Source organism: Nocardia huaxiensis, assembly GCF_013744875.1.
Classification (GTDB): Bacteria; Actinomycetota; Actinomycetes; order Mycobacteriales; family Mycobacteriaceae; genus Nocardia; species Nocardia huaxiensis.
In genome coordinates this window covers 4,999,047-5,023,261 of sequence record NZ_CP059399.1, presented here as the reverse complement: position 1 = coordinate 5,023,261, position 24,215 = coordinate 4,999,047, and the positions used below count along the sequence as shown (strand labels likewise).

General features: G+C 70.0%; 5 protein-coding genes. 1 reads left to right on the top strand and 4 read right to left on the bottom strand.

Annotated features, from left to right (window positions below):
- Positions 1-50 precede the first annotated feature (50 nt).
- Entirely contained in the window at positions 51-905 is an 855-nt protein-coding gene (locus tag H0264_RS22590) for a YncE family protein (protein WP_220139818.1), read from the top strand.
- Here the strand turns inward: H0264_RS22590 and H0264_RS22585 are convergent.
- From H0264_RS22585 to H0264_RS22570, 4 genes are read right to left on the bottom strand one after another with little or no spacing between them, the layout of a single operon-like run.
- The gene (locus tag H0264_RS22585) at positions 886-8,451 is read right to left on the bottom strand and encodes a non-ribosomal peptide synthetase (protein ID WP_181579385.1); all 7,566 of its coding nucleotides are present in this window, start codon (positions 8,449-8,451) and stop codon (positions 886-888) included. The genes H0264_RS22590 and H0264_RS22585 overlap by 20 nt on opposite strands.
- Complete coding sequence (locus tag H0264_RS22580) at positions 8,448-18,983, bottom strand: non-ribosomal peptide synthetase (protein WP_181579384.1); 10,536 nt, start codon at positions 18,981-18,983, stop codon at positions 8,448-8,450. The genes H0264_RS22585 and H0264_RS22580 overlap by 4 nt, the downstream gene beginning before the upstream one ends.
- Positions 18,970-19,815: a 3-hydroxyacyl-CoA dehydrogenase family protein gene (locus tag H0264_RS22575; RefSeq protein ID WP_181579383.1), complete on the bottom strand. Its 846-nt coding sequence runs from the start codon at positions 19,813-19,815 to the stop codon at positions 18,970-18,972. Before H0264_RS22575 ends, H0264_RS22580 begins: the two co-directional genes overlap by 14 nt.
- Positions 19,812-24,215: a condensation domain-containing protein gene (locus H0264_RS22570; RefSeq protein ID WP_181579382.1), complete on the bottom strand. Its 4,404-nt coding sequence runs from the start codon at positions 24,213-24,215 to the stop codon at positions 19,812-19,814. The genes H0264_RS22575 and H0264_RS22570 overlap by 4 nt, the downstream gene beginning before the upstream one ends.

The window sequence follows — 24,215 nt, the reverse complement described above, 5'->3', positions numbered from 1 at the left end:
CGGTCGGGAAGAACCCCACGGATGTATGGGTCGCGCCAGGTGGCGCGAAGGTGTACGCCTGCAATTCCCTCGACGGTTCCATCACTGCGATCGACACCGGGACCAACCGCGGTGTCGCAACCTTCCACGCCGGCAAGGACGCTCGACGGATAGTGGGTACGCCGGACGGGAAGACCATCTACGTCACCACCAATGAAACGAATCATCCGGTCCATGTGATCGATACCGCCACCGGGAAAGTCCGAGCGAAGCTCGTGGCTGGAGACCCGTCCCGCGACACCCTGCCGGAGGCATTGGCTGTCGACAGCAAGAACGGAATCCTCTATGTGGCCACCGAATTCGGCAAGCCCTATGTCGCAAAGGTCGAGATGTCCAGCAACCGGGTGCTCGAGAGGATTTCGATCCGCTGGAGCGCCTCGGATATCGTCGTCGACGCCGAGCGCAACCTGGTATTCGTCAGCAGCGGACATTCGATTCTGGTCATAGACGCGTCGACCGACGCGGTCACCGCAACCCTCCCGATGGGTGCCCAAACCTCGCGGCTCGCATACGATCCGGGCACCCTCAGTCTCTACGTCGTCATCGCGTCGTCGAAATCGATCGCTGTGCTCGATACGACAGCGAATCGCGTCACTGCGACGGTCACATTACCCAGCCAGCCCTATGCGATTGCGGTCGATCCGGTGACGCACCACGTATTCGCTACCGCGAAGGGGATATCGGGCTCCACCGACCGGATCGGCGAGATTCACGTTCTGGACGCCACGACCGCCACGTTCGCCGAGACCTTGTCCGCGGGCAACGCGGACGTGCTCGGGCTGTCCGTCGATCCCTCGTCCCATCGACTGTATGTCGCCGCAGGAGAACAGAACTCGATCATCACCTTCAACCGATCGAGCCGCTAGCGCCGGGGGCCGTCGAGTCCGCGCAGATCGCGCGAATCGCGGCGGTCATCGAGGTGACTATGGCGGCGACGGTGCCGGGGTCGAACAGTTCTGCGGCGTAGACCATCTCGCCGTGGATGCCGGCGCAGTCGCCGTCGGGGGTGTGGGTCTCGCGGAGGTCGAGGAGTAGTTCCCAGGGGGTGCGGCGGACCGGGACCGGGTGGTGGGTGATGGTCAGATCGGCTGTGGGGGTGGTTGTTCGGATGCCGCGCTGGTAGGTGACCATGACCTGGAACAGGGGGTGGTGGGTGCGGGAACGGGGTGGGTTCAGCAGGTTCACGAGGCTGTCGAACGGGAATTCCTTGTGCTCGTAGGCGCCCAGGAGGCGTTCGCGGACCTGCTGGATGAGCGCGGCGTGGGAGGGGTCGGCGGACAGGTCCACACGGACGATGGCGGTGTCCACCGCGCAGCCCACCAGGTTGTGCAGGCCCTCGGCGTCGCGGGAGCTCAGGGCCACGCCGATGGGGAGGTCGGGGCCTGCGCCGTGCTGCTGGAGGGCGAGGGCCAGGGCGGTGTGGACGAGCATGTAGGTGGTGACGCCGTGGGTGCGGGCGGCCTCGGTGAGGGCGCGGTGGGTGGCGGGGGCGATGTCGATCGGGATTGCGGCGGCGCGGTTTTCGCGGCGCTCCGATCGGGGATGGTCGGTGGGGAGCACCGGGTTCACGGGCATGCCCGCGAGGACGGTGCGCCAGTAGTGGGCTTGCTTTTCGAGGACGGGGCCGGGGGTGCCGTCGGGGTTGAACAGTTGGCGCAGCCAGAGCGTGTAGTCGGCGAACTGTGTGGCCGGGGCGGGCCATTCGGGTCGGCCACCGGCGGCGCGGGCCTGGTAGGCGGTGAACAGGTCCTGCTGGAGCACGGCGAGGGATTCACCGTCCCCGGCGACGTGGTGGAGGATGCCGAGCAGGATGTGATGGCCGGGGGCCGCGCGGTAGAGCCGGATACGCAGGGGCGGTTCGGAGGTGAGATCGAATCCGCGCAGCAGCTCGGAATCGATTGCCTGGTGGAGGCTTTCATCAGGGGACACCTGCACCGTGCGGAAGTCGGGGCGTGCGGACTCGACCGGCAGGATGCGCTGGATCGGGCCCTCGGTCCCATAGGGCAGTACGGTGCGCAGGATTTCGTGTCGTTCGACCACATCGGTGACGGCCGCTTCCAGAGCGCCGGTGTCGAGCCGGCCGTGCAGTTCGAGGCCGGTGGCCATCAGATAGTCGGCCCGATTGCCGCTGAGGTAGTTCACCGTCCACAGCCGCTGCTGGGCGGGCGCGAGCGGGATCGGGTCCGTACGCCGCACGGCGGCAAGGTTGTTCGGGAGATGCCCGAGATGATGTGAGCCCTTCCCGGGCGCACGCAGATCCAGGGCCTGTTCCAGTGCGGCGATCGTCGGCGACTCGAACAGGTCCCGCAGGGACACCGCGACCTCGAGGCGCGACCGCAGGGCAGCGACGACACGGATGGCGGACAGCGAATTGCCGCCGAGCGCGAAGAAGTCGTCGGTGATGCCGATATCGGTGCGGCCCAGGGCTTCCGCGAAGGCCGCCGCGATGAGCTGCTGCCGGGGTGTTCGCGCCGGTATCCGGTCACCGGCCTCGGGAACGGGCAGCGCCGCGACGTCGATCTTGCCCATGGGGGTCAATGGCAAGGCACTCATGACCACGATCGCGGAAGGCACGAGATAGGAGGGCAATGTGGCGGTCAGGCGGGTGCGCAGGGCGGCGGTGTCGATCTGTTCGCCGACGACGTGGGCGAGCAGCGATTGCCCGCTGGCGACCCGCCGCGCGGTGACGATCACCGCGCTGATACCGGGTTCCCGGCGAATCGCGGCTTCGACCTCACCGGGTTCGACGCGGAAACCATTGACCTTCAACTGCCGGTCGGCGCGGCCGAGGAAGTGCAGCAGGCCGTCGCCATCCCAGCGGCCCAGATCGCCGGTGCGGTACATGCGGTCGCCTGGTGGTCCGAACGGGTCGGGTACGAAACGTTCCGCGGTCCGGGCCGGGTCGCGATGGTAGCCGTTGGCCAGCCCCGCGCCCGACAGGTAGATCTCCCCCGCCACCCCGACCGGAACCGGCCGCAGCGCCGCGTCCAGGACCGCGACCCGCGTATTGTCGGCCGGACGCCCGACCGGAACCGGCCGATCCGCCGGCATGTCACCGGGAATCGCGAAGGTCAGTGCGTAACTGGTCGCCTCGACGGGACCGTACGAATTGGTCACCACCGGCGGGTGCGCACCGCGTCGCACGGTGGCGGCGGCACGCGGTGGCAGCACATCACCGGCGGAGGCGATCATCCGCAAGCCGGCGAGATCGTCCGGAATCTGTTCGGCGAGAAGATGAAACAGCCCCGCCGGCAGCATGATCGAGGTGACCCGGCCCGCCCGCAGCACCTCGGTGTAGTCGTGGACATCGAGCACGCCCGGGCGAGCCAGAACGGTCGTGCGGCCGGTGAGCAGAGGCAACCACAACTCCCAGACCACCATGTCCCAGTTGTGCGGCAGGTGCATGAGCATGCGCCGATGGCCGTCGCTGTGGCCGATCCGGTCGCGGGCGCGGGCCACGATATTGCGGTGGGTGATCTCCACGCCCTTGGACGCGCCGGTCGAGCCGGAGGTGAACATCAGCGTCGCGACCGCATCGGCGGCGACATGTACGTCGAGGTTGCTGTCATCGAAATCCGCTGCCGCACCGTCGAGTTCGTGCAGAACCAGCGTGGTCCCGGTGAATTCCAGCAGCCGCCGCACATGCGCGGGCGGGTAGCGATCGCTCAGGGGTACGCAGAGTGCGCCCAGCTTGGCCACGGCGAGGAAGTCGACCACGAGGTCGACCGAGCGCGGCAGCGCGAGGCCGACCGGCACTCCCGGTCCCGCACCGCGGGTGCGCAGCCAGCGGGCGACCTGGTTGGCGCGGCCGTTCAGCTCGGCGTAGGTGAGCTCGACGCCGTCACACCAGAGTGCGATCGAGTCCGCGTGATCGCGCACGGTCGATTCGAAACACGCGGCGAGAGCGCCGTTTTCGATGGTTGTCTGCACACCGCGCCCGGCGTTCACCAGCTCGGCACGACGGGCGGGCGGCAGCAGATCGAGCTGTCCGATCGGGGCGTGCCGTGGTGTCGTGAGCGCCGCCGCCGCGGTGAGGATGCGTGACCACAGTTCGTCGATATCGCCGAGCGAATCGATGTGGTCGAGCTGCGCACCGAGCCGGAAGGTCAGTTCGCCCGCTCCGGGCACCACGATGACCGTGAGCGGAAAGTGCGTTCCGCCGAGCACATCCACGTCGCTGACCCGGAACTCCGCGCCCGGATCATCGAGCAGCGCCGAATCGAGCGGAAAGTTCTCGAACACCAGCGAGGTGTCGAACAGGTCGGGAACCCCTGCCGCCGCCACGATCTCGGACAGCCCGAGGTGATCGTGCTCCATGAGCGCGACCCGCTCGCGCTGGATCCGGACGGCGAGCTCGAGCGCCGTTTCGGCAGGCCGCACGCGTACCCGCAGCGGGACGGTGTTCATGAGCAGTCCGACGGCGGCGTCGAGGTCCCCACTGTCGCGCCCGGATACGGTGATGCCGAATACGACGTCCTCGCTGCCGGTCAGATTGGCCACGACCAGCGCCCACAGCGCCTGAACCATCGTATTGAGGGTGAGCCCGTGCGCCCCCGCCCGTTCGCGCAGCGCGGTCACCAGGGGCGCGGGCAGCGCGAACCGGTGTTCGGCCGGCCGCCGCCACCGCCCCCGCTCCGCGCGCGCCACCTTGCTCGGTTCGACCCCGGCCAGCGCCTGTGCCCAGGCCGTCCGGGCACGCGCACGATCCTGTGCCGCCGACCGGTCCAGGAATGCGGTGAACGGTGTGACAGCGGGCAATTCGCAGCCGCGATACGACAGCAGCAGTTCGCGCAGCAGGATGCCCAGCGACCAGCCATCGAGCAGCGCATGGTGATGTGTCACCACGAGCGTGGCGGACTGCGGCGCGGTGCGAACGAAAGCGACCCGCAGCAGCGGCGCTTCGAGCGGAGTCATGCGCGCGTCCTCGGCGCGCACTCGCGCGAGAACGTCCGGCTCGACCAGCGGCCTGGCGTCGTCCTGCCCCGCCATCGGCACGGCATCGGACCGGCCATCGAGTTCGACCACTCGCCACGGCAATTCGATATCGGTGCGGACCTCGTATTCCGGGGCGTCGCGGTCGACGACGAACCGGCCCAGCAGGTGCGGGTGCCGGGCGAGCACCGCGCGCAGGGCCGCGCCCAACCGCTGTGCATCGATCGGACCGTCCAGGGTCAGCACGGCCTGCACGAGGTAGGGATCCTCGCCCGCCCCGTCCTGATAGATCGAGTGGAACAGCAACCCCGCCTGCAAGGCCGTCGCGGGCAGCACTATCCGGCCGTCGCGGGTGGCCGGTGGCATGGCCGTCACGCGCGGAGCTGCCACAGGTAGCGTTCCCGCCGTGTGGACCAGTGCCCGGATGCTCTGCTGTTCGAACACATCTCGCGGAGTGAGGGCGAATCCGGCGGCGCGAGCGCGATCCGCCAGTCGAATGGCGAGAATGCTGTCGCCACCGACCGCGAAGAATCCGTCATCGACACCGAAGCTGTTGTGTCCGAGCACTTCCGCGAATACGGCGTGCAGCCGGGCCTCGGCATCGGTGCGCGGAAGGGCGCCGGCTGTGGGCGTTCCGCCGTTGGTGGCGAAGGCGCGCAGCCTGCGCTCGTCGACCTTGCCATTGGGTGTGGTCGGCAAGGCATCGACGGCCAGGATTGTCGACGGAACAGCGTGCGCGGGAAGCAGTTCGGCAACCGAGGCCCGCACCGCACCGACATCGACGCCGTTCCCGCCGGCGTCCGCGCCGACCACGAAGGCAGCCAGGCGACGATGACCGGTCCGCTGTTCCACCGTCAGCACCACGGCGGCCCGCACCGCCGGGATTGCGCACAGCGCGGCCTCGATTTCTCCCGGCTCGATTCGGTAGCCGCGAATCTTCACCTGCCGGTCCGCCCGACCCAGGTATTCGAGTGTCCCGGAGCCGGTCCAGCGCGCCACATCGCCGCTGCGATACATCACCGTGCCCGCCGCACCGAAGGGGTCGGCGGTGAATCGTGCTGCGGTACGGCCGGGTTGGCGCAGATACCCGGCTGCGACGCCAGGCCCGGCGACGTACAGCTCGCCCGGCACCCCGGGCGCGGCCGGGCGCAATGCGGCGTCGAGGATATAGACCGCCAGATCCGGTATGGCCGTGCCGATATCGCCGGGCGAGACCGTCTCCGACAGTGGTGTTCCGGTGGTGAACACCGTCGTCTCGGTGATGCCGTACATGTTCGTCAGGCGCGTCCCGCGGGGGTCGTGCCGCGACCACCACTCGGCCAGCCGCCACGGCTCCACCGGTTCACCGCCGAATATCACGTGGCGCAGCGCGAGGCGCGCGCTGTCGGCGGGCCGTCGCGCGTCCGCGTCGACCAGCATGCCGAAGGCGGACGGCGTCTGATTGAGCACCGTAACCCGTTGCGCCGCCAGCAGTTCGACGAACTCACGCGGTGACCGCGCGGTCTCGGCGTCGACGATGACGAGCGTGCCGCCGTACCCCAGCGCACCCCAGATCTCCCACACCGAGAAGTCGAAAGCGGTGGAGTGGAACAGCGTCCAGACATCGTCCGCACCGAACTCGAACCGGGGCTGGGTCGCGGTGAGCAGCCGGACCACATTCGCGTGCGTGACGACCACACCTTTCGGGCGGCCGGTGGTCCCGGAGGTGTGAATGACATACGCCGGGAATCGCGCTCCGGGCCGTCCGGCGGGCTCGGCCGGGACGACCTGCACCGGGTCGCCGATGCGCAGGACGGGAAAATCCACCTCTGGAAGCTCGACGCCCGCGCCGACGAGGGTCAGCGCCGGCGCCGCATCCTCGAGGATCGCGCGCAACCGCCAGTGTGGATAGCTCGGATCGAGCGGCACATAGGCCGCACCCGTCCGCAGCACCGCGAGAATGGCGACGATCAGGTCCACCGAACGCGGCAGCGCGAGCCCGACGAAGTCGCCGGGGCCGACCCGCGACCCGGCCAGAATCCGAGCCAGCCTGGCGGCCCGTGCATCCAGTTCGGCGTAACTGAGCGATTCGCCCCCGTGCACGACGGCGGTGGCCTGCCCATGCGCGGCCACCATGCGCTCGAAGAGATCGACGAGCGTGTCGGACGAGCCCGTGCCGGCGGCCGGGGCTACCGGGTCGGGCGCGAACCGCAACCGCCCCAGCGGAAGATCCTCCGGCGCGGCGGCCAAGGCGGCGATCGTCGCCGTGAGCCGGTCGTGGTGCGCCGCGAGATCACGGTCGGAGTATCGCAGCGTATTCGATTCCAGCGTCACCGACAGCGTGGGTTCGCCATTGTCGTAGAGGCTGATGTTCAGATTGTCGGAGCGCCCGGCCGCGATATGCCGCAGCGTCGCGGATTCGACGCCGAAGCGCAGATCCTTCTGCATGGGCATCACATTGACGGTGGGCCCGAGAATGCCGCCCGTCAGTCCGCTCTCCCCCAGTTCGGCGAGCATCTCGCCATACTGGAAACCCTGGTGCCGCAGGATGATCAGGGATTCGGCCCGCACGGCGGCGAGCAGTTCCCCGACCGTGGCGGCGGGGTCGACGGTCATGCGCAGGGGCAGGATATTCGCCGTCATGCCCAGCGCATGCCGGGAACGCTTGGCGGGCACGGCAAGTCCGAGGGTGACCGTGCGCGCGCCCGAATCCGCGTGCAGCAGCACGGCGATGGCCGCGAACATCCACACCGGCCACGGCGTCCCGGCGGCCTCCGCGCGGACCCGCAGAGCCTTCCACTCGGTTTCGCCGAGCACACCCGCGTGCCGCAGAAACCGATTGCCGTCGGCGGCCGTCGGCGCACCGGCGAATTGGGGCGGATCATAGGGATGCTCGGTCGCCAGCCGCTGCGTCCAGAACTCCCGGTCCGCGGCGAATCGCGCCGACCTGCGGAACTTTTCGTCCGTCGCGACCAGGTCCGCCGCCCGGTCGAACACGGTTTCCGAGACCGATCGTCCGTCGAGCAGCGCACTGTAGGTGTCGGCCACCCGCCGAATGAACGCCGCCGAGGACGCCCCGTCGAGCACCACGTGATGCGAGCGGATGAACCACACCGTCCCCGCGGCGCCGAGATCGAGCAGCTGGTGCGCGAACAGCGGCGCCCGTCCCAGGTCGATCGGCTGTTCGAGGGCCGCCTCCATGAACCGCAGCGCCGCGCCGTGCGGGTCCGCCGCTCCGCGGAAACTCTTGCGCCCCAGTGGCCAATCCCGCAGCTCTTCGACCACCTGCACGACCGAGCCGTCGGTCTCGGTGTCGAACCGCACCCGCAGGGTCTCCGCGCCGGCGACGACGATCCGCAGTGCCCGCTCGAACACCTCCTCGTCGAGGGCGCCGTGAATGTGCACGTATCCGCCGACGATCAGCCGTTGCCCGGTGTCGTCGAGTTGCTGTGCGACCCAGACGTGTTGCTGTGCGCGTGTCAGCGGCAGGCGCGCGGTCACGCCAGCTCCTCGATGGTCGCGTAGGGATGGCGGGCGATGGCGGTGAGCAGCGCGCGCATGGTCGCGCAGATCTCGGCCACGTGGGTCTCGTCGAAAACCTCACGCAGATAGCCGATTCGGACCGCCAGCTCCGCGCCGGGATCGACGGTGACCGACAGCGGATAGTGCGCGGCGTCGGTGATCTCCAGACCCGCGCCGGTGACGCCGTCCAGCGCGGCGGCCGCGGCGCTGAGCTGCTCGGCGTCCAGCGGATAGGACTCGAAGGCCAGCACCGTGTCGAACAGCAGATCGCGCAGTCCGGCGGCGGCGTGGATGTCGGTCAGCCCGAGCTGGTGGTGCTCGATCATTTCCGCCTGTTCGGCCTGCACGGTGCGCAGCAGCTCGGCCACGGGCAGGTCCGGGCCGAAGCGCACGCGCACCGGGACGGTGTTGATGAACAGTCCCACAATGGATTCCACCCCGGGCAGGGCGGGCGGGCGGCCCGATACGGTCGCGCCGAACACCACGTCGCCGCGTCCGAGCTTGCGGCCCAGCAGGATTGCCCACGCGACCTGCACCACGGTGTTGAGGGTGACGCCGAGTTCGATGGCGGTCGCGCCGAGCGCCGCGGTGGTGTCCCGGTCGAGGGACCACCGGTGATCCGCTGTGGTGACCGTGCTTTGCCGGGTGCGGGTGTCCGGTGCGACCAGGGTCCGTTCGTGCACGCCGTCCAGGGCTCGACGCCAGGCCCGGGTGGCGGCGGCCGCGTCGCGGGTGTGATTCCAGGCGAGGTAGTCGCGGAAGGATCCGCTCGGGGCGGGCAGTGGTGCGCCGGAACCGTAGAGCGCCATCAGATCTCGCAGGATCAGCGGCACCGACCAGCCGTCGAGCAGGATGTGATGGTAGGTCACGAGCAGCACGCACCCGGCCTCGCCGAGGTTGGCCAGGGTGAAGCGCATGAGCGGCGGGCGGGCCGGGTCGAATCGGCGGGCGCGCTCTTGCGTCACGAGGTCCGTCAGCTCGCCGGCTTCGGCGAGTGTCACTTCGCGCCAGGGCAGTTCGGCCGACTCGGGTACCACCTGACAGGGTGTGCCGTCGGCGGCGTACACGAAGGCGGCACGCAGGTTCGCGTGGCGTTCGAGGATGCGCTGCCCGGCCTGGCGCAGCCGAGCGCGGTCGATCGTCCCGCCCAGCCGCACCACCGTCTGCACGTTGTAGACGTCGGCGACGGCGGCCTGGGCCGCAGTGGCGACGGTGGCGTGGAAGAACAGGCCCGACTGCAGTGGGGCCAACGGCCACACATCGGTGAGGCGGCCGTAATCCCGTTCCCAGCCGGTGATGTCGTCACCGCTGACCCGCACGAGCGGGAAGTCCGAGGGCGTGTGCCCGCCGGCGTGCGCACTGCGCGCGTGCCGGGCGAACGCGCCGAGCGCGGTCACCCACAGCTGGGCCAGCTCCGTTACCGCCGCCTCGTCGAGAAGCGTGGTGGGATAGGCGAATCCGGCGCGCAGCCGGCAACCTGTCACGACGGCGTTCACCTCGAGTGTGGCGGCCGCGGGCAGGTCCGCGTCCGGCCGGGCCTCGGGTGTCGCGAGCACTCCGGCACCCCGACCGTCGATTCGCCCGAGGTAGTTGAAGGCGATCTGACCGGGCATCTGCTCGGGAAGCTGTTCGGCGGTATCGGGATTCAGGTAGCGCAGCAACCCGAAGCCGATGCCGTGATCGGGGATGGCGCGCAACTGTTCCTTGGTCGCCTTGAGCACCGAACCGGCCGCGTCCGTACCACCCAGCGCCGCACGGATATCGAGCTCGGACAGGTCGATGCGCACCGGGTAGAGCGAGGTGAACCACCCCACCGTGCGGGACAGATCCGCGCCGGGCGCCAGCTGCTCCTCGCGGCCGTGGCCCTCCAAGCGCAGCAGCGAAACCGGTGCGTCCACACCGCGATCGGCGCGCCACACCGCGAGCGCCACGGCCAGCGCGGCGATGAGCACCTCGTCGACGCCCGCGTGGAAGCGCGCGGGAATCATGCGTACGAGCGCGTCGGTGAGCGCCTCGTCCACGGCGACTTCCACGGTGGCGAGCCGCGCGCTGGTATCGATGGCCGGATCGAACGCCCGCAGCCCCAGCAGCGGGTCCGGCGTCGCACAGATCTGCCGCCAGCCGGCGAGCTCGGCCGTGCGCGCACGCGAGTGCGCGGCGTCCACCAGTGCATGGGCCCAGCGGCGCATGGAGGTTCCTACCGGATCCAGTTGCGGCGCTGTGCCGTTCGCCGCTGCGGTGAGTGCGGTGAACAGGTCGGGCAGCAGAATGCGCCACGACACGCCGTCCACGGCGAGGTGGTGGGCGCAGATCAGTAAACGGCCCGGCACGCTCCCCCGCTCGGCCTCGAGCCAGACGAACTGCACCAGCACGCCGGCGGCCGGGTCGAGACGGTCCAGTGCGGCATCGAGCTCCGCGGCGGCGAGGCCCTGAATGGCATCAGCATCGAGAGCATCCTCGAATGTGCTGCGGCGCAGCAGCTTCGATGCATCGAGCCCGTCCGGCGGCGTGGTCTCGAATCGCCACTCCTCGACGTCGTCGCGGAACAGCTTGCCGCGCAACATATCGTGCCGGTCGAGCAGTGCGGCGACGGCGGAGACGAGGGCGTCGTACTCGGTGCCGGCGGGCAATTCGACGGTCAGGCTCTGGTTGACCCGGCGGAAACCTCCGCCCCGTTCGGTCAGCCAGCGAACCACGGGGGTGAGCGGCATATCGCCGATCCCGCCGCCGGGCAGCTCCGGCAGGAGCCGCGCCGTCTCGTCCGCACTGTCCGATACCCGTGCCACAGCGGCGATTCCGGCCACGGTGCGCTGCTCGAACACCTCGCGGGGCGTGACGTGCAGTCCCCGCGCCCGGGCCCGGGAGGCGAGCTGAATCGAGATGATGCTGTCGCCGCCGAGCGCGAAGAACGAGTCGTCCACGCCCGGCCCCGCCACGCCGAGCACCTCGGCGAACAGCTCCGCCACCAGCTGTTCGGCGGGTGTGCGCGGCGCGCTGCTCGAGCGCGGCACGAGCACCGGATTCGGCAGTGCGGCCAGGTCCAGCTTGCCATTCCTGGTGAGTGGCAGCGCATCGAGGACCACGATGGCGGCCGGTCGCATGTAGGACGGGACGCGTTGCGCGATATGCATTTCCAGCACCGCCGACACCTCGCTCGCGGGGTCGCCGAGCGAGGCCGGGACCACGTAGGCGATGAGGCGCATCGCCCCAGACTCGGCGGCCCGGGCCACGACGGCCGCCCGCGCCACCGACTCGTGCTCGCGCAAGGCGGCCTCGATTTCGCCCGGCTCGATGCGGTACCCGCGAATCTTGACCTGCTGGTCGGCGCGGCCGAGGTATTCGAGCTGCCCCTCGGAGTTCCAGCGCGCGAGATCGCCGGTGCGGTACATGCGGGTGCCCGGCGCGCCGTACGGATCGGCCACATAGCGCTCTGCCGTGGTTGCCGGTCGACCGTGATAGCCCTGGGCGAGCTGCGGTCCGGTCAGGTACAGCTCGCCACGGACGCCGACGGCGGACGGTCGCAGCCGCGAATCCAGTACGCGCACCGTCATTCCCGGCAGACCTCGGCCGATGAGGCTCGCGCCGGTGGATCCGGCATGGGTGCGGTCCAGTGTCACCTGTGTGGCGTGCACGGTCGCCTCGGTAATGCCGTACAGGTTCGAGATCCGCGTTTCCCCGGTGGGATCGGCGTCGAACCACGGCCGCAGGCGGCGCGGGTCCACGGCCTCGCCGCCGAGGACCACATGTCGCAGTGCCGGCACATCGGCCCGGCGGAGGCCCGCGTCGAGCAGCGCACCGAAGGCCGCCGGGGTCTGGCTCAGCACGGTGACGCCCTCGTGTGCCAGCAGCTCGGCGAATTCCGCGGGCGCGCGCGTCAGCGTGGCGTCCACGACCACGAGCGTGCCGCCGCTGGTGAGCGCGCCCCACATTTCCCAGACCGAGAAGTCGAAGGCGTACGAGTGGAACATCGTCCACACGTCCGAGGAATCGGTCTCCAGCATCGCGCGGGTGGCGGCCAGCATGGCAACGACATTGCGGTGCGTGACGCTCACGCCCTTGGGCCGACCTGTGGAGCCTGACGTGTAGAGCACGTAGGCGCGACTGTGCGCACTCGGACCGGCGGGAGGGAGATCGGCTGCGGCCCGGTCGTTCTCGCTTGGAGCTCCGGAGCTCTCGGCGCTGCCCCACGCATGGCTGGAACGGCTGTGGGCGTCGCCGACCAGCAGGCGCGGTATGCCGGTCTGCGGCAGTGCGGCCCGGTCCGCGGCGGTGGTGAGCACGCAGACCGGATTCGTCTCGGCCAGCAGGTATTCCAGCCGTGACAGCGGGTTCTCCAGGTCGAGCGGGACATAGCCCGCTCCGGACTTCAGCACACCGAGCAGTGCCGCGATCAGTTCCGTGGAGCGCGAAATACCCACGGCAACCAGCGATTCGGCACCGACACCCCACTCGGCCAGCATCTGTGCCACCGCGTCGGAGGCGGCGTCGAGTTCACGGTAGGTCAGCGCGCTGTCCCCGAAGCGCACCGCGACGGCCTCGCCGCACGCGATCGCCTGCGCCCGGAACAGGTCCACCAGGGATGCCTCCGGCACCCGCACCGAGTCCCGCTGCCACTCCCGCAGCACCTGCCCGCGTTCCACGTCACCGAGCGAATCGATCTCGGCGACAGCGGTATTCGGATTCGCGGCCAGCGCCGCCAGGATCCGCGTCAATTGCTCGCCCAGCCGCACCACGCTCGCCTCGTCGACCAGATCGGGTCGCCATCCGGTCTGGATGTGCAGCCGATCGGTGTGCCGGACGGTCAGGGTCAGCGCGTAGTGGGTCGCCTCCCGCGACCGCAGCAGGTCGATGGTCAGACCGGCGTAGGCCAGCGCGTCGGCCCGCAGTTTCGCCGCATCGACGGGGTACGACTCGACGACCAGCAGCGTGTCGAACAGACTCCGCGCATCGAGCCCGGCCTGTGCGCCGATATCGGGCAGCCCGAGATGGTGATGCGCGGTCAGCTCGAACTGCTCGCGCTGCACCCGGCGCAGCAGTGCGCCCACCGACTCCCCCGCGTCCAGCCTGATCCGCACCGGGATCGTGTTGATGAACAACCCCACCATGTCCTCGACGCCCGCGAGGTCGGCGGGCCGGCCCGACACCGTGGTGCCGAAGACGATATCGCTGCGATCGGTGCTGTGCGCCAACAGGATTGCCCACGCGGCCTGCACGACGGTATTGATCGTCACCTCGAACTCGGCCGCCAGCCGGGCCACCGCCCGCGTCTGTGCCTCGTCCAGTGCGAAATCCCGCTCCAGCGGGAGCGTATCGGGCGCGTGCGCTTCGGTGGCGTCCGCGAGCAGGGTCGGCTCGTCCAGCCCGGCCAGCGCCTGCGCCCACGCCTGTCGCGAGACCGAACTATCCTGCTGGCCGAGCCATTCCACATAGTGCCGGTAGGGCCGTGGCGCGGCAGCTGTGAATCCGGCGTACCCGGCCATGATCTCGCGCAGCAGCAGCGGAATGGACCAGCCGTCGAGCAGCAGGTGATGGCAGGTGACCACGAACTGCGCCGGGCCGTCACCGAGGCGCAGCAGCAGGAAGCGCAGCAGCGGCGGCGCGGCGAGGTCGAACGGCGTCGTGCGTTCGGCGGCGAGCAGGCGATCGTATTCGCCCGCCGTGTCGATCGAAACCACTTCGCGCCACGGCAATTCCGCCGCGCCGGTAATGATCTGGACGGGCGCGCCGGTCGCATCGACGGCGAAGGCGGCCCGCAGGTTGGGATGCCGTTCCAGCACGGCCGCGGCGGCGTCGCGCAATCGCGCCGCGTCGATCTCGCCTTCGAGGCTCAGCACCAGTTGCACGGTGTACACGTCGATCGCGCCCGGATCGAACAGGGCGTGGAAGATCATCCCGGCTTGGAGCGGCGTCACCGGCCAGATATCGCTCAGCGTCGGATACCGCCGCTCCCACCCGTCGATATCGCCCTGGGTGACGGTGACGAGCGGGAAGTCGGACGGCGTGTGGCCGCCGTGCGTGTGCGGAGCGCGCGCGTGCTCCGCGACCGCGTGCAGCGCCTCTCGCCACAGGCCGACGAGTTCCGCGCCCGCGGTCTCGCCGAATATGCCACGTGCGTAACCGAAGCTGGTGACGAGCCGGTGGCCGAGGACGATGGAGTCCACCTCGACGGCGCCCAGCGCGCCGCGCCGGGCGTCGGGTCGGATGGCCAGCATGCCGAATTCGGTGGAGGGCAGGAAGCCGATGCCCGCCAGCTCGTCCGGAATATCCAGGCCCGTGATGTGCCCGAAGTAGTTGAACGAGATCTGCCCCGGCTCACCCGGCGGCAAGGCGGCGGCCGTGTCCTGATTCAGGTAGCGCAGCAGGCCGTAGCCGAAACCATTGTGCGGCGTGGCCCGCAGCTGTTCCTTGACGGCCTTGATGGCGACGCCCATGGCCGGTCCGCCGGCGAAGGCGTCCACGAGGTCGACCCCGGTCAGATCCAGCCGCGCCGGAACGATGGAGGTGAACCAGCCGACCGTGCGTGACAGTTCCGTCCCGCGCACAGCATCTTGTTCGCGCCCATGGCCTTCCAGCCGCAGCAGCACTGATCGTTCGGGCTCGGCGCGCCGCGACCGCCAGCGCGCCACCGCGAGTGCGAGCGCCGTCAGCAGTGCGTCGGCGACGCGGGCCCGATAGCGGTCGGGAATGGCGGTGAGAATGGCGGCGGTGTCGGCTTCGTCGAGTTCGACGGTGCGGTGTGCCACGTCGGCGGCCATATCCCGCTGCGGGTCGAAGGACCGCGCACCGAACCAGGGGTCCGGGCCCTCGACGATCTCCCGCCAGATCGGCAGTTCGGTGGTGAGGGTGTCGCTGTGCGCGGTGTCGACCAGCGCGTGCGCCCAGCGCCGCATGGAGGTTCCGACGGCCGGCAGCTGCGGCGTGTTCCCCGCCGCGACCGCCGCCCACGCGGCAATGAAGTCGGGCAACAGAATTCGCCAGGAGACCCCGTCGACGGCAATGTGGTGCGCGGCGATGACGAGCATCCCGGAGGCGTCGCCGGAGTCCGGTCTCAGCCAGACGAATCGCAGGACCGATCCGGTGGACGGGTCGATCCTGTCGACGGCCGCGTTCAGTTCGACCGCGGCGAGCGCACGCAGCTCCTCGCCGTCGAGGTCGGCGTCGTGAACGACCTGATCGATGAGGGCGTCCACGTCGACGCTGCCCGGCGCAGACACCTGGACGTGCCATTCACCGGAGTCGTCGCGGTACAGCCGCGAACGGAGCATGTCGTGGTGGTCCACCACCGCGGAAATGGTGGAAACCAGTGCGCCGCGGTCGATCCCGGCGGGCAGGTCGAGCGTCATCGACTGGCAGAAGCGGTCGAAGGTCCCGCCGCGTTCGACCAGGAATCGGATGACCGGAGTCAGCGGCAACTCCCCGACCCCACCGCCCGGCAGCTCGACGAGTGGCGGAATCTCTTCTCCGCCTGCCGTTTCCGCGATGGCGGCCAGTCGGGCGACGGTGCGGTGCTCGTACACCTGCTGCGCGGTCACCGCGATGCCGCGCGCGCGGGCCCGCGACACCAGCAGGATGGACATGATGCTGTCTCCGCCGAGCGCGAAGAAGGACTCGTCCACCCCGATGCCGTCGCGCCCCAGCACCTCCGCGAACGCGGCGGCCAGCGCGGTCTCGGTTTCGGAGCGCGGCGCACGGAAGGCCACCGGCGCGAATTCCGGTGCGGGCAAGGCCTTTCGATCCACCTTGCCCGAACGATTCACCGGCAATTCGGGCAGCGCGATGATCGTGGCGGGCACCAGATGCCTGGGCAGCACCGCCCGCAGCCGCTCATCCAGCGCGACCGTATCGATGGTGTGTCCGGCAGCTGCGGTGACATAGGCGACCAATCGAGCACCACCTGCCGCGCTGGCGCTGCCGTCGTGGACGACCGCGATCGCTTGCGCGACGGATTCCTCGGCGGCCAGCACCGATTCGAGTTCGCCGAGTTCGATGCGGATGCCGCGCAGCTTCACCTGGAAATCGCTGCGGCCCAGGAATTCCAGTTCGCCGTGACCGGTCGAACGGACGATATCGCCGGTGCGGTAGAGCCGCTGCCCGGCGGGGCCGAACGGATCGGCGATGAAGCGTGCGGCGGTGAGCGCGGGGCGGCGCACATAGCCGCGCGCCAGGGTCGCGCCGCCGAGGTAGAGCTCGCCCGGCAGGCCCGCGGGGACGGGCCGGAGGCAGGCGTCGAGCACATGGGCGCGCACCTCCCAGGCGGGTGCGCCGATCGGCACCGGGGCAGTGCCGCTCCCGTCGATCGCGTGCCGGGTGACGGCGACGGTCGCCTCGGTAGGACCGTAGAGATTGTCGTGGCGGGCGTCCGCCGCGACAGTGGGCAATGCGGCCGCGAGCGCGGGCGTCACCGCCTCACCGGCGAGCAGCAGGCGGCGCACACTCGACGGCAGCGGCGCAGCCACCGCACGCCGATACGCCCCGAGCGTGGAGGGCGTGAACTGCACGGTGGTGACACCGTGCTCGCTCATCGCGCGCGCCAGCTCACCGGCATCCCCCTGCGTGCCGGTGCCGTCGATGACCAGGCGCGCCCCGGTTGTGAACGGCCACAGCACTTCCCAGGCCGACACATCGAAGGTCAGCGCGGTCTTGCGCACCACCGTATCGGAGTCGTCGAGCCCGTGCAGGTGCTGCATCCACGCCAGATGCGTGCACACGGCGGCATGGGTCACCGCCACGCCCTTCGGCTGCCCGGTGGAGCCGGACGTGAACAGCACGTACGCCAGGTTTTCCGGTCGCAGCGGCGCGAGCCGTTCGGCATCGCCGATCGGGGCGGCCGATGCACCGGACAGGTCGAGCTCGTCCACGTAGATCACCGGGACGCCGTCCGCCTCGAATCCGGCACGCCGCGTGCTGAGCACACACACCGGCCGCGCGATATCGAGCACCCGGGCCTGACGCTCCCGCGGATGCTCCGGATCCAGCGGCAGATACGCGCCGCCCGCCGCGAGCACCGCATGGATCGCGACAATCTGCTCGGCGGACGGTCCGAAAGCCAGCGCCACCGGCCGTTCCGGTCCGACGCCGAGCCCGATCAGACTGCGCGCCAGACGATTCGCCTCGCCGTGCAGATCCGCATAGGTCATGTGGAGGCCGGGTCCGACGAGCGCCGTCGCTTCCGGCGAACGGGAGGCCTGCTCCGCGAACAGCTCTGCGAGGGTCGCGGTCGCGGCTGCGGAGCGTTCGCCCGCCAGTTGTTCGATCTCGCCCGGCGCGGCGATATCGAGGTGCGCCAGGGGTGTGTGCGGGGTGCGGGCGAGTCGTTCCAGCAGCCCCACCAGCCGGTCCCGATGCGAGCGGTGCGCCCCGGCGACCGCGATGCGCCATCCGCCGACCGCGCGATCATCGACGCCGACCGTGAATCCTGCTCCGGCCCCGCAGCTTTCGGAGACCGCCGCGGTGCCGATGCGGTCGACCGCCGCGCCGCCGAGCATGCGTACGGTGAGGGGCCACTGACCATGGACGGGCGAATCCGCCCAGGGCTCATCGATATCGGGGATGTACCGGTGCCGCCGCGCCGTGCGCAGCGCGCGGCCCACCTGCTTCGCGACGGTGTCGAAGCTCGCCTGAGCGGGGACGGTGATCCGCATCGGCACAACGGTTTCCCCGGTGTCGAAGGCGACGGCACATTCGCCCGCGCGCAGCAGTCGCGACCCGTAGACGGCCATGGCGGCGAGCACGACCGCGGGCGCGCCGCCGCCGCAGACGCGCGCGATCCGGGCGAGCTCGCTGGTGCCCTCAACCCGAACCCACAGGGGCTCGGCAGCACGGCCGGTCGCCACCCCGTGCACCGAATCACTCACGGCGGGAACACCGGTCGCGGCCACTACTGGCGACGGCAGCGTTTCCGGCCGGGCGGCCTCGGCGAGGCTCTGCTCCCAGTAGGCGCGATCAGCGGCCCATGCGCCCGATTCACGGTAGCGGTGTTCGTGGTCCAGGCGGTCCGAGGTGGAACCGAAGGGCAGGTTCGGGCCGGGCTGCGCGGGCGTGCCGTCGAGGAGGTCACGCACGCGGGCCACGATCGCGAGCATGCCCGCCTGATCGTTGATCAGCCGGTGATAGCGCTGATACCAGCCGATCCGGCCATTCCCGAACTGGAATACGGCCTGCCGGTACAGCGGCCCTTGCCCGCTGTCCATCGGTCGCGCACGCTCGTCCGCCAGCCATGCGCCGAGAAACTCCTCGGGTTCGGCCGTTTCGACGATATGCACAGCGGTCGGCGCGACGGCCGTCTCGCTCACCTGAATCGCACCACCGGCCCGGCGAAACACGCTGTGCAGCACCGGGCATTCCGCCAGGGCGGTGTCGATCGCCCGGCGCAGGCTCGTCGCGTCCACGGTTCCGGTCAGCTCGACATACAGGTCGACGTAATGGTCACCGGCGGCGAGGGCGGCACGTTCGGCGTCGCTCGGCACCCGTAGGCCGGCGGTCGCGGCGGGGGTGGGCTCAACGATAGTCATGGAATCCTTGTCCGGTCTTGCGGCCGAAATGTCCTGCGGCGACGAGGGTCGCGAGGGCGGGCGGAATGCGGTAGTGGGCCGCGCCGGTTTCGCGCCGCAACACCTCGAGGGTGTCGGCGACGTTGTCCAGGCCGATGAGGTCGGCGGTGCGCAGCGGGCCCATCCGGTGGCCGAGGCAGCGTTCGAAGAGGGCGTCGACGGTGGCGGCGGATTCGCCGGCGTCGAGCAGGGCGGCGGCCTCGGCGATGCTCAGCATGAGCACCCGGTTCAGGACGAACCCGGGCCGGTCGCCGACGACGATGGCTTCCTTGCCGAGGGCGGTGAGCAGCTCGGTGGCGCGCGTCATGGTGTCGGGTGACGTCGCTGCGCCGCGTACGACTTCCACCGCGTCGGTCAGCGGGGCCGGGTTCATGAAGTGCAGTCCGAGCACCCGGTCCGGGCGGCCGGTGACGGCGGCCAGCCGGGCGATCGGAATGGCCGAGGTGATGGTGGCGAGGACGGTCTCGGCCGGGCAGATCCGGTCCAGTTCGGCGAAGAGCTTCTCTTTCAATTCGATCTGTTCGACCGCGCACTCGATGACGAACTCGACCGGGCCGAGTTCGTCGAGGTGGTCGGTCCAGCGCACCCGGCGGGCGGCGTCGAGGGCGGTGCGGCGATCACCACGGCCCAGCAGCAGTGCCAGGCGCACCGCCTCGTCGAGCCCGCGCCGCGCGCGCTCGACGGCGGCCGGATCGGGTTCGACCACAATGACCTCGCGCCCGGCCTGGGCCAGGCACTGGGCGATGCCCGCACCCATGGTGCCCGCGCCGAGCACTGCCACGATTCCGCTCATCGCGTCACCTCCGCGTCGGCGATGCTGCGCACCGCGATATCGGGTACCGGCTCATCGGGTGTCTCCCGCAGGCCGCGCAGCAGCAGGATCAGATCCGTGAGCATCTGCTGTGCGGTCGTTTCGTCGAAAAGCTCTGTGGCGTACACGAGTTCCAGCACCGAGCGGTCCGTTGCGGCCCGGCGGAGAGCCAGTTCCGTTGTGCTGGATGAGGTGTCACCGAATCGAATGGCCCCCGGACCGGCGGGTCCGGCCGATTCACCCAGCGCCCCAGCGCTTCGCTGGAACAGCTCGGCTCCGGTGGGTTCGTCGGAAAGATCCAGACGGGCCGCACCGCTCGCCAAGCCCACCGTCACCGCATCGGAGGCGGAGTACCAGCTCAGCAGTGCCACCCACGCGGCGAGCAGCTCGGCATCCCCGGGGGCGGAATCGACCCGCTCCCGCACGGTTCCCGGCGTGTACACAGCCGAACCCGATCCGCGCGGGCGGTCGGTCGGAATATCCAGTGCCGCAGGCTCTTCCACTACCGCCGGGATCGCGGGCGCGGCAAGCACCAGTTCGTCGATCGATCGATCCGGAGCCGATTCCACGACCTCGGTGAGGATCTGCAGATACGCCGCCGCGAACCCCGCCGCGGTGCGCTGCGTGAACAGCTCCGTGCTGTACTCGAAACACGCCAGCATGTCGTGATCGTCGCTGCGGTCGTAGGTGATCAGGCTGAGATCGAATTTCGCGGTGCCGGGCGGCAATCCGCCGAACGCGTTCTGAATCGAGTGTTCGAGGTCGAAGAACTCGGTTTCCCCGCCGCTGAGCGGATTGGCGGCCCCGGTGCTGGTGAGGTCCTGATGCACGTACAGCACATCGAACAGCGGCGTGCGGGACAGATCGCGCTGATCGTCGAGCGCGTGCACGACCCGCTCGAACGGAATCTCCTGATTCTCCAACGCGCCCAGCACGATTCCGCGCACCCGCTCGAGCACATCGGCCAGGGTGGCGGGACCGGAGAGGTTGGCGCGCAGGGCGACGGTGCTGTTGAAGAACCCGATCAGCCCCTCCAGCTCGCGTCGCGTGCGACCGGTGGTCGGCGTGCCGATCACCAGATCCCGCTGCCCGCTGCGCCGTGCGAGCAGCACATAGAACGCCGCCAGCATGACCACGAACAGCGACACCGATTCCCGCTTGGCCACCCGCCGGGCCGCGGCCAGCAGGCTCGCGGGCACCGTGAACGGTTCCAGCTCACCGGCGAAGGTCTTGCGCGCCGGACGCGGAAAGTCGGTGGGCAGCCGCAGTTTCGGGGCATCACGCAGCACGTGCACCCAGTAGTCGAGCTCGTGGTCGAGCGCGCCCGAGCCGAGCAGTTCCCGATGCCAGCGCGCGTAGTCGCGGTACCGGATCGGCAGCGGTTCCAGCTCGGCGGTGCGCCCCTGCTGCCGGGCGGCATAGAGCACCGGAATCTCGCGGGCCAGGATGCCCGGCGTCTGGCCGTCGGTGACGCAGTGGTGGCACACCACCTGCAGCACATGCGTTTCCGGGCTCAGCGTCACCACCAGGACGCGCAACATCGGGTCGCGGGCGAGATCGAAGGGCCGGACCGCGTTCTCCTGGATGAGCTCGCGCGCAATGGCCATCGCATCGGATTTCCCCGACACGTCGACGATCCGGAAGAACTCGCCGAGCGCGGGCCGCACCCGCACCGCCGGGAGCCCGTTCTCCTCGATCAGGTTGTAGCGCAGGGGTTCATGACGTTCGGCGAAGTCCTCGAAGGTGCCCTTCACCGCGTCGACGTCGATGGGCCCGCGCAGGACATTGACGACCGGATAGTTGTAGAGCGTGGTGTCCGGCACGAGCTGGTGGTGGAACCACATGCGTTCCTGGCCGGGCGACATGACGAGCTCATCGGTGCGCGTAATGGGTGGCAGGCCACGGGCCGCCGGATGCGTCTGCGGGGCCGCGGGGCGGGCCCGCTCGCGCAGCAGTGCGGCGAATTCGGCGACGGTGGGCCGCTCGTAGACATCGAGGAGTTTCGGCCGGAAGCCGAACGCCTCCTCCACCCGCTCGACCAGCTGCACGGCGATGATCGAATTGCCGCCGACATCGAAATAGTCGTCGTCCGGGCCGATGTCGGTCTCCGAGTGCAGCAGATCGCGCAGGACACCGCTGAGCCAGGCGGTCGCATCGGCGGGCATCGTGACGGCCGGTTGTTCGGACACGGCGGGTGGCACCGGTGCCGCGGGCTCGGCGGACCGATGTGAGCCGGGCAGCTCGACCCAGCACCGGGTACCGAGCAGCGGATGGCCCGGCAGCCGCACGCGCGCGCCTTCCTCGCCATGGACCTGCGCCCAGTCGATTTCGACGCCGCACTCGTACAGCTGCCCCAGAAGTTCCAGCGCGGCACATGATTCCGGGGCGACGGCGAGGATCTGCGCGTCCGCCCGGCCCGCGAGATCCTCGGCGAGCGCCCGCCCCAGCGCGCCGCCCTCGGTCGGATCCACGAACACCACGGGACCGTCGGCCAGCAGCGTCTGCGCCGCAGCGAGCAGCCGGGACCGATCCATGGTCGGATTCGCCGCCGCGTCGGCCAGTTCGCGGGCGTCGACGCGCGCCGTAGCGCCGAGCAGGTAGCGGGCCGCGTATTTCGACGCCCCCGCACTGAGGATGGCGGCGAATGTGATTCCGCAGGCCCGCAATCGGTCATGGATCGCGATCTGCTCCCGCAGCACCTGCGCGGTGCGCCCGGTCGCGGGCAATTGCTCGGGCAGGGTCAGCCGAATCTGATCGGCGGGAATCATGCTGGAGGAGAACATTGCCGGGGTGACGGTCTCGGATGCGTCCGGCGAGCCGGGTGAGAGCAACAGCGCCACGCGCGGAGCCTCGGACCGTTTGCGATCCGGATCGATTCCGGCAATGCGCTTTTCGAGCACCTCGGCAAGGTCCGCCGCGCTGGTGGCGACCACCGCGACACGGTGACCGAAGTGCGCCCGGCCCCGATTGAGCGTGAATGCGGCATCGGCGATATCGAGTGCGCGCCCCCGCACATTCCCGGCGAGCTCACGGCACAGTTGCGCGAGCGCGGCCGGGGTTCGCGCCGACAGGCCGATCAGACGGGGCTCGCCCGCCACCCGCACCAGGCCGCGACGCGCGGTCGCCTGCTGCACGACGGCGTGGGCATTGGCCCCGCCCAGACTGTACGAACTCACACCCGCCAGGCGCGGGCCGTCGCTGTCCCACGCACGCCCGCGAGTCACCACCTCGATACCGGCGGCCGCCAGGTCGAGGTCGCCGGTGGGACGTTCGAAATGCAGTGAGGGGTACAGCATTCCGTCCGACACCGACAGCACCGCCTTCACCAGGCCCGCGACGCCGGCGGCGTGATCCAGATGCCCGATATTGGTCTTCACCGACCCGATGGGCAGGGCCGCACCGCGCCCGGCGAACGCGGCGCGCAGCCCCTCGAGCTCGACGGCGTCGCCGAGCCGGGTCGCGGACCCGTGCGCCTCGAGATATCCGGCCTGGCGAGGGTCCGCCCCCGCATTGCGCCAGGCCCGCGCGATGACCTTCGCCTGCGCCGCGGCGCTGGGGGTACTGATGGTGACCGCAGAATGCCCGTTGTGCAGCACCGCCGTACCCCGGATGACGGCATACACCGGCGCGCGGTCGGCACGCGCCCGCGCCACCGTCGTGAGCAGCAGCACCGCACCGCCCTCACCGGGCACCGTCCCGTCGGCGTCGGCATCGAAGGCGCGGACCTGACTGCCGGGTGAGGCGATCTCGGTCATGGTGTTCATCGCCCACGCCGGAGAACCGTTGGCGCGCACGCTGACTCCCCCGGCCACCGCGTAATCCGCGTCACCGCCGCGCAATTCGCGGCAGGCGTGATGCACGGCGACGAGCGAGGCATTGCAGCCGCTGTCGATGGCGTAGCACGGCCCGTCCAGTCCCAGCAGGTGCGCGATGCGCGCTGGTACGCCGAAGGGCAGATTGCCCAGCATGGCCAGCGGCCCCGGATCCACCGCCATGGCGTGATAGGTGGGCATGGGTGCGCTGAACACCACCGCGGTGGTCGCCGCGCGCAGGGTCGCCGGCGCGTATCCGGCGTCCTCGATCGCCCGGTGCGCCAGTTCGAGGGCGATCCGCTGCTGCGGATCCATCAGCGACGCTTCGCGTTTGGACAGTCCGAAGAAGGCGTAGTCGAAACTGTGGATATCGGTGAGATGCCCCATGGGCAGGTAGTCCAGCCGCCGATCGAGGGCGGTGGCCTCGGCCCGGGACTCCGGCATGGGCCCGATGGAATCCCGTCCGGCGGCGAGGTTCTCGCGGAACTCGTCCAGGTTCGCCGCGTCGGGAAAGCGCGCGCCGATGCCGATGACGGCGATGTCGTCGTCGCGTAGTGCTGGTGCGGTCAC